Origin of the sequence: Rickettsia slovaca 13-B (genome assembly GCF_000237845.1) — a bacterium.
GTDB classification, from domain to species: Bacteria; Pseudomonadota; Alphaproteobacteria; order Rickettsiales; family Rickettsiaceae; genus Rickettsia; species Rickettsia rickettsii.
Window position 1 is genome coordinate 135,237 of record NC_016639.1, and the last position, 13,854, is coordinate 149,090.

Consider the following 13,854-nt stretch of genomic DNA (forward strand, 5'->3'; position numbering starts at 1 on the left):
TAGCCACGGGATGACAACAAAAAATCTGGATTCCTGCCTACGCGGGAATGACATAAAAAGAGGTATAACTGACAAAATAAATCAAAATAGTTAAATCAGGTGAGGTAATGAAATTATTTAGAACTAGAGCCGCTAAAGAATTAAGGTCTAAACAAGAAAGACCCACTTCGCATTTTATTCCTTATAAATGTCATTGGGATAGTAATACTATTTTAACAAAAGATAATTCTTTATTACAAGTTATTAAAATAAATGGATTTTCTTTTGAAACTGCTGATGATGAAGATCTAGACATTAAAAAGAATATCAGAAATGCCTTACTTAAAAATATGGCTTCGGGAAATATCGTTATGTATTTCCATACTATTAGAAGACGTAAAGCAGTAATATTTGACGATACGGAATTTACTTATGATCCTACCGTAAAAGTCCCTAATGATTTTATTACTTATTTAGGTGCAGAATGGCGTAAGAAACATGCTGGGGCTAGGTCGTTTTTTAATGAATTATATGTTAGTATTTTATATAAGCCTGATACTGGCGGTGTTGCTATAGTTGAGTATTTTCTAAAGAAGCTTAGACAGAAATCTAATAAAACCGCTTGGGAAAACGACATGAAAGAGATGAAAGAAAATCTTCAAGAAATGTCAACTAGAGTGATTAATACATTCAGAAGTTACGGAGCAAGATTACTTGGAGTTCGTCAAACGCAGTCAGGTAGTTATTGTGAAATTTTAGAATTCCTTTCATCTTTAATCAATTGCGGCGATTCACCGGGGCCTATAGCATTACCGCGTGGTACTATTGACGAGTATTTACCGACTCATCGCTTATTTTTTGATTCTCGTACTATTGAAGCAAGAAGTCCGCTTGGCAAGAAATATGCTGGAATGATCAGTATACTTGAATACGGTCCTAATACTTCGGCAGGAATTTTTGACGGATTCCTGCAAATGCCTTTTGAATTTGTTATGACGCAAAGCTTTGTCTTTGTTAATAGAACAGTAGCGATCGGTAAAATGCAATTACAGCAAAATAGAATGATACAATCCGGTGATAAAGCTACTTCACAAATTGCTGAAATTAATACGGCCCTTGATATGGCCACCAGCGGTGATATCGCTTTCGGTGAGCATCATTTATCGCTTTTATGTTCCGCAAATAATATTAAAGCTTTGGAAGATATATTGTCAATGGCAGCAGTTGAGCTTTCTAATTCAGGAATTCAGCCGGTTAGAGAAAAAGTTAACATGGAACCTAGCTATTGGGGACAGTTGCCGGGAAATATGGATTATATAGTGCGTAAATCCACTATAAATACTCTTAATATGGCTAGCTTTGCCTCACAACATAATTATCCGCTCGGTAAAATTAGAGATAACCATTGGGGAGAATATGTCACAGTACTTGATACTACTTCAGGTACACCGTTTTATTTTAATTTCCATGTAAGGGATGTTGGACATACTCTCATTATCGGTCCAACCGGTGCCGGTAAAACAGTTCTTATGAATTTCTTATGTGCTGAAGCACAAAAATTCAAACCTCGTATGTTCTTTTTTGATAAAGATCGAGGAGCAGAAATATTTATACGTGCTTTAAACGGAGTTTATACAGTAATTGATCCGGGTTTAAAATGCAACTTTAACCCTTTACAGCTTGAAGATACTAGTGAGAATAGAACGTTTATTTTAGAGTGGCTTCGTGTGCTTGTAACTTCTAACGGTGAAAGTTTAACTGCACAAGATAATAAAATCTTATCTCAAGCGGTAAGCGGTAATTTTAGATTAGCAAAACAAGATAGAATGCTTAGTAATGTTATAGCATTTCTTGGTATTGATACACCAAATAGTTTGGCAAGTAGGATTGCAATGTGGGTTGGTAAAGGTTCACACGCTAAGATATTTGACAATGAAATAGATGATATTGATTTACAAAAAGCAAGAGTATTCGGTTTTGATATGACTGAATTACTTAAAGATCCTGTAAGTCTTGCACCGGTATTACTATATATTTTCCATCGTATTAATATCTCTTTAGATGGGCAGAAAACTATGATAGTACTTGATGAAGCATGGGCTTTAATCGATAATCCGGTATTTGCACCTAAGATCAAAGATTGGTTAAAAGTGTTGAGAAAATTAAATACTTTTGTTATATTTGCTACGCAGAGTGTCGAAGATGCTGCAAAAAGTAGAATTAGTGATACGTTGATTCAACAAACAGCTACGCAGATTTTTTTACCTAATTTGAAAGCTACGGATATTTATCGTAGTGCATTTATGTTAAGTCAACGAGAATATATTTTAATTAAAACTACCGACCCTACTACACGTTATTTTTTAATAAAACAAGGAATAGATGCCGTAGTGGCAAAAGTTAGCTTAGATGGTATGGATAACATAATCAGTGTTTTATCCGGTAGAGTTGAGACTGTAATATTGCTCGATCAAATTAGAGAGAAACACGGCAATGATCCGGATAAATGGTTACCTATATTTTATGCAGCAGTTAAAACATTATAAATGCCTGTCTGTCATCCCACGGCTTGACCGCGGGATCTTGTCTCACAGACTGTATTCTGAGATCCCGTGGACAAGCCACGGGATGACATTTTTACAATGTGAGGCAAGTAACTAGTTATGAAATTATTTCCTCGTAGTATACTTATAACATTAGTATTAAGCTTTGCCCTAAATTTAGGGATAGTTACTAAAACTCATGCTAAAGATACTCTTGATAGCATTGTAGATATTTTGAGTGGCTTAACTTGCGAAACCCAAGGCGTAGGCGATTTGCTGCGTACTGAATTTTCTCATACATGTATTGTTGCTCCGTTCTTTACTTTTGCGGTAATGAATCTTGTCTCTCCCGTTTTATACATGAATACGTTTTTAAAGCTTAAAATAAACGACAGTGATTTATTTAACGATAGTAACTTTGGGAATTTTCCCGGAGGTCAATGTACTCGTGAAAACAGAATTGATCCTAAAAATCCAGAATTACGCTTTGCTTTATGTAATAATGCTAAATTAATTGTATCTCGGGCAAAATCTGTTGCAGAATCGGCACTTGCTATTGCTAAAGCCGTCTTAACAGGGAGCGACCCTTGGGATGATATAAAGACAGCGTGGGCAAATAAAAAAAAGGAATATCATGTTCCATATAGTGGTAAGCCCGGTGATGACGGTTTTGCATTTGATTTAGGCTTTCCTGTAATATATTGGAAAGTTATTCAAGATAAAGATAGAATATGCGTATCGACAAAAGGATTTACAGGAGACGTTCCCGTTGGCTGTAAATATATGAAAGAGCCGTTTCCAAAATCCATGTATAATAGCTTTATGGATGTAGCAGATAAGGATTTTATTGAGGATCCAAATAAAACTCCTACCGATCCTTTAGCTTTAGTTTCCTGTAGTGCAGCGGGTGATGGATGTTATCAAAAAGCTTATAATGCTTCAAAAACTGCAGTAGTCATGACTTCTCCTCTTATAGAATGTATGAGGCAAATGATTGCTAGATTACTAATTAGTAAAGATGTTTGTAGTTTTGATAATGTAAGCCAAGTGGTTAATTTGGTTTCAAGGCAAGATAGTGCATTCTTTCAGTTTCAAGTAGGAATGTATAAAATAGTTACGGCTTTTCTAACTTTATATGTTATGTTTTTTGGCTTTAAACTATTACTTGCAGGTGAAGTGCCGCCAAAAAGTGAGTATATAAATTTTATATTGAAAATGATATTCGTAACTTATTTTTCAATAGGAATTAATATAACCCCTGGTAATGGTTCTCCGTATGACCGGTTAGACGGCATGATTCAGTGGGCGTTTCCTTTCTTACTTGACGGTATAAACGGTTTAGCAAGTTGGGTTATGAATGCTGCTCCGTCCGGTTTATGTAAATTTAACAATCTTTCTTATGACGGTACCGTTTCTTATATTGCATTATGGGATGCATTAGATTGTAGGGTAGCTCATTATTTAGGGCTTGATATATTATCTACGTTACTTGTCGAAAATGCTTATCGCAGTCATGATTTTTTAAATTTTGATTTCTTTAGTTTTAGTGCTCCACCATATATTTATTTGCTAATTCCGGCAATAATCTCCGGTAATATGATGTTGGTGTCACTCGCTCTTTCTTATCCGTTACTTGTGATTTCGGTTGCTGCCTTTATGGTTAATGCAACGATTATGTGTATGATATCTATAGTAATACTCGGTATTTTGGCTCCTCTTTTTGTACCTATGTTTTTATTCGCATATACAAGAAATTATTTTGAGAGCTGGGTTAAACTAATGATCTCGTTCTTGCTACAACCTATGGTGGTAGTTACTTTTATGATCACGATGTTTTCGGTATATGATTATGGTTTCTACGGTAAATGTCAATATAAGAGCAAGTTAATTCACAATAGTATAGAAGATAAAATTCAAGGTGGCATTACTTCTAAGAGGGATGTTTTAATATTTTACATTAATAATGATTGGGATGATACGTCACAGTATCCTGATAAAGATGCCGTAGAAAGCTGTCAAAATAGTTTAGGTTATATGTTAAATAACCCTATTACCACGGTATTTAACTTTACAAAAGATAGTGTAAGTGAAATTGTCGATAGTAAACCGGGTAATACCCCTACCGATAAATTTCTTGCTAAATTCCAGTTTTTATCAGGAGTAGTTTTAGGGCCCGGAATGTTTTTCATGTCTCCAAAAGTGCTTTTTGAGAAAATTAAAAATATTTTGCTTGCGTTAGTTATGGCATGTTTTACATTGTATTTGATGTATAATTTTAGTAGTCAGCTAGCTGAATTTGCTGCAGATATGACGGAAGGAGTAGCTCTTAATAATGTTGCTATAAAACCGCAAGCAATATTTAAGGCAGCTATGGCAGTACTTGCTACTGCGGGTGCTGCAACTAAGGGGGGCGATCAGATAGCAAGTAGAGGAGGAGTTGGTGATTTAAAAGCTGGTCAAGGTGGAGGAGCAAGTGATTTAGAGGTAGGGAAAGGCGGACTACCAAATGATAATATTGCTGCAAGCGGAGGTACGTCGGCACCTGCGGTAACAACGCCGACAGCTTCGTCTTCTGTAGCAACTTCTAGCCCAAAAACTGTAAGTAGTGAAGCAAGATCAGATGTTGTTACTCCTCCTGCTCCTACAGAAGCTGTTTCACCACCGCCTGCTAGTATTAGAACTTCTATTTCTACACCTGCACCACGTGTTGGAAAAATCATAAGAGATAATAATCAAGAAAGTAAAAAAGAGATTGATAATACTCCGCCTTCACAGGAAAAAGTTGATAATGCAGCTCCACAAGAAAAAGTTGACAGCACAAGTAAAGGTACAGGAGCAAGTGATTTAGAGGTAGGGAAAGGCGGACTACCAAATGATAATATTGCTACAAGCGGAGGTACGTCGGCACCTGCGGTAACAACGCCGACAGCTTCGTCTTCTGTAGCAACTTCTAGCCCAAAAACTGTAAGTAGTGAAGCAAGATCAGATGTTGTTACTCCTCCTGCTCCTACAGAAGCTGTTTCACCACCGCCTGCTAGTATTAGAACTTCTATTTCTACACCTGCACCACGTGTTGGAAAAATTATAAGAGATAATAATCAAGAAAGTAAAAAAGAGATTGATAATACTCCGCCTTCACAGGAAAAAGTTGATAATGCAGCTCCACAAGAAAAAGTTGACAGCACAAGTAAAGGTACAGGAGTAATTGATTATAGTTTTAACTTAAAGGAACATGATAATCCGACAGGCGTAAAACAGATACGGGAAAATGCAGAGATTCGAGATAAACGTGTAAAAGTAGAAAAAGCATGGAATGAACTAGTAGCAAGCGGAGGAGGAAGAGTAAGAGAACAAGAAGGAGGAGAAATATCAGAACGACGTGCAAATGCTGAAAAGGCATGGGATGAGTTAGTAAAAAGCGGCGTAGTAACAGAAAAAAAAGATAATAGTTCTAATGAAAACTCTTAAAACCTTAAAGATATTTATTATAGTTTGTATAGCGTCTGTAAGCTTAGCTAGCTTTGCCGGCTTTGGAGAATCATGTTCTAGTTTACCGACTACTTCAGATGGGTATTTAGAAACGGATACGGCATATGGCTATATAATTCGTAATATTGATATGAAAGATCCGAGAGGTAATTGTAACTCAGTTGCGTCTAGTATAACGTTTTGTTTTAAAAATGTAGAAGGTAGTAGTAGCCCTTGCACCATGTATACTTTAAATGAAGGTGACTCTAAAAAGATTAGTGATTTAAGTACCGATAATAATCCTGATCTTGGAGCAAATCCTGTATTAAAGAATATCGTTTTAACGGTTAAAAAATGGAATAATGATCTATGTTTAGTTATGCCTACGTCAAGGGGACCGATGCCGGTAGCATGTAAATCTTTGAGTGCTACACCGACTCCACCTTCTCCTGAGGATGAGAATTGTAATATAGGAAAAAGTTGCTATACGGGAGCAAATTATAGTCAATCGTTAATTAATTTTTCCGGTCTTGCAGTTCAGTGTTTGAGTGAAACGCTTAATAAAATATTTTTTGCTGGAAAGAGTTGTAGTGCTCAAGATCAAAATTCTAGAATAACTAATCTTGCTGCTTTTTCTACGTTTCAAGGTTATTTAAAGAGAATTATAGGTGCGGCATTAATTCTTTATACTATGTTTTTTGCCTTTAATATGGCTCTAAATACAGAATATGCAAGTACTGAAAAAATAGCTCTTTTTGTAATAAAATTCTTATTTGTTGCTTATTTTTCTATCGGTCTTGGACCTTTAGATTTTAGCGGCGGTCAGCCGACAAAAGAAAACGGTATGTTAAAATATGGATTACCTCTTTTGACAGGAGCAGCACCGGACTTTGCACAGATGATCTTTAATGCAGCAGGTTCTAGAGGATTATGTCAATTTGATAATTCAAAGTATAAGGACGGTTATAAATTTTACGGTTTATGGGACGCGATTGATTGCCGTATAGGTTATTATCTTGGCTTGGATTTACTTTATAATATAGATAAGAATGGAGTGTTAGGGAATGTGGTCGGCAATGGTCCCCGTGGTAATAATACACCTATACCTAATTTTGATCCTGAAGGCAAAAATGACAGACCGAAGGATTTAAGTAAAGCAGGAGCACTTAGATTTTTTACCGTTATGTTTGGATTCTTTATGGCCGGAAATCTTATTATACTTGCAGCAGGTTTAGTATTTTCTGTAATATTTTTATCTATACTTTTATATTTTATTACGCATTATTTAGTTTGCATGATTACTATTTACGTTATGACATATATTTCTCCTATATTCATTCCTATGGCTCTATTTACTCGTACAAAAGCTTATTTTGACGGGTGGCTAAAAGTATGTATTTCATGTGCATTGCAGCCGGCAGTAGTAGCAGGTTTTATAGCTTTATTAATAACTATGTATGATTCCGCAATATTTAAAAATTGTGAATTCCTTAGATATGATTATGAAAAAGGGGATATTAGATTTAGTACTTTTGAGTTAAGGCTTCCTGTTGGCGGGGCAGATCAATGTCAGGAAAGTTTTGGATATAAAATGTTAGAATATTATGCAGGTAAAGGTTGGGAAGAGCATTTATTGATACTTTTTCCAATAAAATCAATTGTTAGAGATGTTGTATCTATTTTAGCAGAACTTTTATGCGTATTAGTATTTTCGGTTATTTTTTATTACTTCTCTAAATCTATAGGGCGATTTGCTTCTGATTTAACTAATGGTCCTAATATGGATGCAGTAACGGCAAGTCCCACTAAAATCGTTGGTTTAGTAAAGAAAGGAGCAGCTTTCCTTAAGGATGCTGCTATGGCTTCGCAAGGTAAGCCGCTGGTAGGAGATAAGCCGGGTGTTGGAGGTAAGCGTAAAGAGGGAGAGCAGCAAGGCGGGGATTTAGCAAGCGGTTCGGGTGGAGGTAAATGATAGAATATGCAGGGTAACTTATTAAAAGTTTTAGGAGTACTTGCTATAGTAGCAACGTTAGTTTGCTTTATTTTTGCAGCACTTGGTATGATAGGAGCAGTAAAAGTCGGTGACGGCTGCTACATGAGATATGCGTCGGACGGTCAAGGAGGAGCGGATTCAATAACCGGTACTATAACCCTTAATGCTAATGCTAATTATGTAAACACTGCTAAGATGTTGTCCGACGGCACGACTCTGCTTGTTCCTGATCCTACTCGTTACGGTGAATGGCTAAATACTCAGGTGCTAGTAGAAAACAGCCAACCGGTGAATTTACAAGTGGTCGGTCAGGTTAGTTTGTGTTTAGCTTATATACCGAAAGATAATTTACAACGTACAGGGGCTGGATCTAATTTAGACGATAACGGTCAAATGATCCCGATTCCTCGTATTAACGATACAAATAATCCACCTGTCTCTCTAATAATGGATGCAAAAAATAATGAATGGCGTAATATTGCCGAATTATACGCCAATGATAGAGTTTTAGTTTCCGTATCTCCTAATTTTGCCAATACGGATGCGACAGTTAAAGATGCTTTTAAAGGTGCTGAAGTTACGCAAGATTGTTCAGAGAATAAAACTACTTATAATCCAATTTGTGGAAAATATTCTGTTTATTCAGGTGAGTATGTCAATGCTTGCGAGTTAAAAGAGAAGTATTGGAATTGTCAAGTCACATGGAGGTGCCCTAACTGGTATGAGCAACCAGGTTGCGACTGGGGAGCATTGGGCTGTATTGCGTCTTGTAATAAGATACCAGAATGTACAACGAAATGTATGGCTTGGGTTAATATAACGAGACCAGCACCAGAAAACTACCTAGATGATGAGAGTTTTACATTTTCGTGGTCTGACAACACAGGTAAATTATTTATCGACTATTCAGCCCTGCAATGTTCTTATAATGCTAATATTCCTCCAGTTGATCAATGTCCTGATAGTGTTCGCGATCGTAGTACAAAAGATAAAGATTATATTGGAGGTGTACATTGTACTTCGGGCATATGTAGCGATGGAGATTTTCAAAAGAATCGGAGATTTTGGTATACGGCGGACGGTAAAGGAGGCAAAGGACCAACTGGATTAATATATCAAATGAATGATGCGGGTTCTGTAAGTCAAGCTCTGCCTTCTAAGCTAGAATTTGCTAAATTTGTTGCAGATACAGATCAACTGCCTGACTATAAAGATAAAGACGGTAAATATTTATATAAAGTTATATATAATATACCTTTTAACAGTAATATTGCAAAAAGTTATTTACAATATAGGCTGTGGTCGCCTACCTCACAAGATAGTAGTAAGAATACGGGAGGATACGTTTTAAATATTAAACAGACTAAATGCTATAGAGAAAACGGTAATAGTTTTAACGATACTTTTGATGATCGAGGACGAGTGCAATACATCATAGTAAAGCCTTCGGAAAACCCGAATACTAGCGGTAAAACCTATTCACCTCAAGGAATTAGCGTTGATAGTGAAGGTAAATATAGCTTTAACGCAAATGAGGCGGGTTATATATGGATGAAAATTCTAAATGATCCTGGTAATAATTTAAGGGACTATAAAGATAGTGAAGGTAGCTATAAAGTACATTTCTCAACATCCTTAAAAGTAGGAAGTTTTACTATTAAAGTAATGAATCCGTTACTTCAGTTATTTAAAACTAAAGTGCAAGGGGCTGCTACTTCTATTTTTAAAAATATGGTATGTTATAAAGCTAATGATAGTTCGTCCTGTACTAACTTTTTTACCTATATTAAAGCAATTTTAATTCTGTATGTGATGACTTACGGAGCAATGTTTTTGCTTGGTTTTGCTAAGATAAACCAAAAAGAGCTAGTAATTAGAATAGCAAAAATCGGGGTAGTTAGCGGACTTATGAACGGTAATACCTTTGAATTTTTCAATAACTATCTTTTTGATGCAATTACCAATTTTTCAGACTCAATTATTGCTAATATGAGTGGATATAGTTTGTTTACTTCTACTAATACTATTTCTAATCCTTTCATGTTTTTAGATGCAGTAATGAGTAAAATATTTTTTAGTCAAACCTTTATCGCTCAATTACTTGCACTTCTTTCTCTTGGGCTTAGCGGTATTATATATTTTATAATTACTTTTATTGCGGTTGGTATAGTAATTATTACGGCGCTTAGAGCTGTTGCCGTTTATATTATGGCATTTATGGCAACTTGTATATTAATCGGTATAGCCCCTTTATTTATTAGTTTCTTATTATTTGATTTTACTAGGTATTTATTTGATAATTGGGTGAGGTTTACGATCCGCTATATGATAGAACCGGTAGTTATGATGGCAGGTATTATAGTGCTAACACAACTATTTACCATTTATCTAGATTTTGTTTTAGGTTATAGCGTGTGTTGGAAATGTGCTTTACCGATAAAAATTCCGTTTATCGGTACTATTTTACCTATTGCCTTGCTGAATGTACCTATCTTCTGTATTAATTGGTTTGCCCCTTGGGGAATGGATTATATGTCGGGTATGATGGGAGTAAATATGCAAAATATCGTAGCTCTAGTTATTATTGCTTACGGTATGTACGGTTATATCGAATTTTCAGGACGTATGGTAGTAAAATTAACTAGTGCTGTTGGGCCTTCGGCTACTGAAATTGGTGGTAAAATGTCTCATGATGCAGGACAAAAAGCATTAAGTTCAATAGGAATGGATGATAAAACAAGACAAGGTATTACCGGCAGAGCGGAAGCACGATTAAAACAACGCAATAAGACATTAGATCAGGCTGAGAAAAATAGGAAAAATACGCCAAAAGAAGGGGGCGAGAAGACAAATGAAGAACCACCTAAACCTGAAACACCGAAATAGAGGGTGAATCGAAAATCGTCATTGCGAGGAAATTATGAAATAATTGACAAAGCAATCTCAGGAGTTATTTCATGAGATTGCCGCGCAGCCATACAACTGCTCGCAATGACGGGTTTACTATTTAATACTATGGACAAGCCACGGTATGACGTGTTGGATAACAATTTAAAATTATGAAAATTCTTAAGAGTTTAGTTTTATTAGTTTTGTTTATGGCGATGCCAGCTAAAGCCGATGATGCTTTTTCATGGATGTCAACCAGTTTTGGCGGGTTAAAAAGCTTATTCGGTTGTTTAGAAGTGCCTGAATTTACAAGTTTTCAAGAGGGTAATATAGGAATTAGTTTATCTACAGCCGGAATTTGGCAATCAACAGGTAATACTGTTCAGAAAGGTAAATTGTTAAAAATAAATTGGTCTACTTCAGGTATTACTCCTGAACCTAGAAAATATCTAGTATTATATAGAATTGATCCAAGGTTTAGTATGCCGCAAGTTTTCATTAAAACTTATAATTATTCTAAATTACAATTTGAAGCTTTAGGATTTCCTCGTTTTGTTACGGACAATAACAGTGAAACACCGGGGACTATACCGCCTGATAAAGACCTTGATGCACTTTCATTTACTAAAATGTCTGATTTTGTTAAATATTTTAACTATTCTAACGGTAATTCGAGAATTGAAGTTAAGGCCGGCGATGTAGTAAATATTAGTTTAGTTGGTAAAGATAATTTTTTTAGCCCTAATACTCTAAAACTTCCTAATACCGTAGATAATATTTTAACACAGGAACTTGATAGCTCGATATTCGCTGCTTCTGCACTTTATACTCAAAGTAACCTTGGAGATTTTGATAATAGAATAATTTACTCTTCTGCAGAGCAGGTGTGTAATATGATAGATGAGGAAAGAAAAAGTGTATGTAGCGGCACGGGTACTGCTACAAAGTATAAAAATACCGATAATGGAGTAATAGTCGGTAAGCCTATGATAACGGGAGCGGTACAGTATTTCATGGGCTTAATTAAGGCTTGTCCTGCTAATGCCGGTATAAATACTAGCCCTGCTTGCTATTACGATCAAGGTAGAGGGATGATAATTAAAGTAGGCGGGCAGGTTATTAAGGGACGAGATCAGAGTTTTGTAAATTCAGGCAGTACTCAAAGTAGCTTTATATATTATCAAGCCACTAGCGGTGGTACTATGGATTTTACTAGCGATTGGCAAGTTAGTAACATGTTTAGTAATTCAGTTTTAATGAGTGATTGGAGCCGAAATTTTTCAAATTATGCTAGTTTTGTAGATTATATAAATAAGAATGATTGGTCAGCTAATTTTTTATATTTTGGTTGTTATTCGATGATTGTTGAAATAGGTAATGGGGCAAATTCAATTAATCCTGATGATCAACAAAATATAAAGTTAGAATATTTAATAACGTCTGATGGTACATTACCTGATCCATCTGTTCGTGGTACGCCGGTAGATTATAACTTTGCGACTGATGCCCCGCAAGATGGATATTTATGGTTAAGGGTGGTAAATCCTAATAGTAATATACAAGGGGTAGTTAGTGTAAATTATGCTAATTATACCGGTACAACTTGGTTTTCTGATATAATATATAACGGTGCTATTAAACCTATTACCGATCAGTTTAGAACTTTTAGTCAAAACTTTTATATTAAGTTAGTTAAAAATTCTGCAGTGCAGAATTTAGCTAAAACTGCATTAACCCTTTATGTTACTATATTTGGGCTAATGTTCGTTACAGGAGCATTAAAATTAACTGCCGTAGAAGTAATAACACGTATATGCAAAATAGCTATAGTAGCTTTTTTAATTAGAGAAGAAAGTTGGAGCTTCTTTAATACATACTTCTTTAGTGCATTTACTGACGGTATTGATTTCTTTGTAACTAACGTAGTAGGTGCTACAAGCTCTAGATCTAATATTTTTGGTTTTATTGATCCTATATTTGATAAATATACTAACGGTAGGATTTGGGGATTACTATTTATTGAATTATTACAAATACATAATGGTTTAGCATTTATCGCTATTATAACCATTTATTCACTTATTACTTATTTTAGAGCTATTTTAGAAGTTATAATAGGTTATGTTATTGCATTCATAGGAGTAACTGTTATGATTTCATTGGCACCGTTTTTTATAATATTAATGTTATTTGAAAAAACTAAAAGTTTATTTGATAATTGGATATCGACATTGCTTAGCTATGTAGTGCAGCCGACAATATTATTGATTTTCTTTTTATTGATAGATCAGGTTTTATCTGAGCAGCTTTTAAAAGTGGTAGTTAGAGCCTGTTGGGATACTCTTATACCAATAAAAATAGGGCTTGATTTAACAAATCTTGGTATTCCGATTCATTTCTCTTTTACATTACCGTTCTTACCCGGAATACCTTTCTATGTACCGGATGTTCCAGAAATTAGTAGCTCGAATATTCTAACGAACAATGCTAATACTTTCTTAGTATTATTTACTACGGCTTTATTATTTTATTCATATTGCTTGATGTCATATAGTTTAGTAACTTTTGTAAATATAGTAGTTGGAATGCTTACAAATGTTACACCGGCACGAATATCAGGAAATTATCAAGAACGTTCTGATCCTGTGGGAGCCGTTATGCAGGATATAGATTCAGTAACAAAACCGATTAAAAAGGCTGCAATGGCTCCGGCTAGAGTTTTCAAAGACAAGATAATTGATCAAAATTATAAAGCTAGAAAACCGGAAGTAGGTGGTGAATTTACAAATAAATTTCTTGCTGAGCGTAATGATGTGAAGAAAGAGGAAGGAGAGAAGAAAGAGGAAGGAGAGAAGAAAGAGGAAGGAGAGAAGAAAGAATAATTGTAAATATTTTCACCGTCATTGCGAGGAAATTGCATAGCAATTGACAAAGCAATCTCAGGAATTTAGTACTGCTTCATGAGATTGTCACGCTCCCTAT

At 35.3% G+C, this 13,854-nt stretch carries 5 protein-coding genes; all 5 read left to right on the forward strand.

What is annotated here, in order from left to right:
• Window positions 1–107: 107 nt before the first annotated feature.
• The 5 genes from RSL_RS00750 to RSL_RS00770 all read left to right on the forward strand — a co-directional run bounded on the left by RSL_RS00750 (window position 108) and on the right by RSL_RS00770 (window position 13,754).
• Entirely contained in the window at window positions 108–2,525 is a 2,418-nt protein-coding gene (locus tag RSL_RS00750) for a VirB4 family type IV secretion/conjugal transfer ATPase (RefSeq protein ID WP_014273169.1), read from the forward strand.
• Window positions 2,526–2,642: 117 nt separating this feature from the next.
• Complete coding sequence (locus RSL_RS00755; RefSeq protein WP_014273170.1) at window positions 2,643–5,990, forward strand: TrbL/VirB6 family protein; 3,348 nt, start codon at window positions 2,643–2,645, stop codon at window positions 5,988–5,990.
• The gene (locus RSL_RS00760) at window positions 5,977–7,962 is read left to right on the forward strand and encodes a TrbL/VirB6 family protein (RefSeq protein ID WP_014273171.1); all 1,986 of its coding nucleotides are present in this window, start codon (window positions 5,977–5,979) and stop codon (window positions 7,960–7,962) included. The genes RSL_RS00755 and RSL_RS00760 overlap by 14 nt, the downstream gene beginning before the upstream one ends.
• A gap of 6 nt (window positions 7,963–7,968) precedes the next feature.
• On the forward strand, window positions 7,969–10,869 hold the full coding sequence (locus RSL_RS00765) for a TrbL/VirB6 family protein (RefSeq protein WP_014273172.1): 2,901 nt from the start codon (window positions 7,969–7,971) through the stop codon (window positions 10,867–10,869).
• Between the two features lie 173 nt (window positions 10,870–11,042).
• Window positions 11,043–13,754 carry a TrbL/VirB6 family protein gene (locus tag RSL_RS00770; protein ID WP_014273173.1) on the forward strand — a complete coding sequence of 904 codons (2,712 nt, stop codon included), beginning with the start codon at window positions 11,043–11,045 and terminating at the stop codon, window positions 13,752–13,754.
• Window positions 13,755–13,854 lie beyond the last annotated feature (100 nt).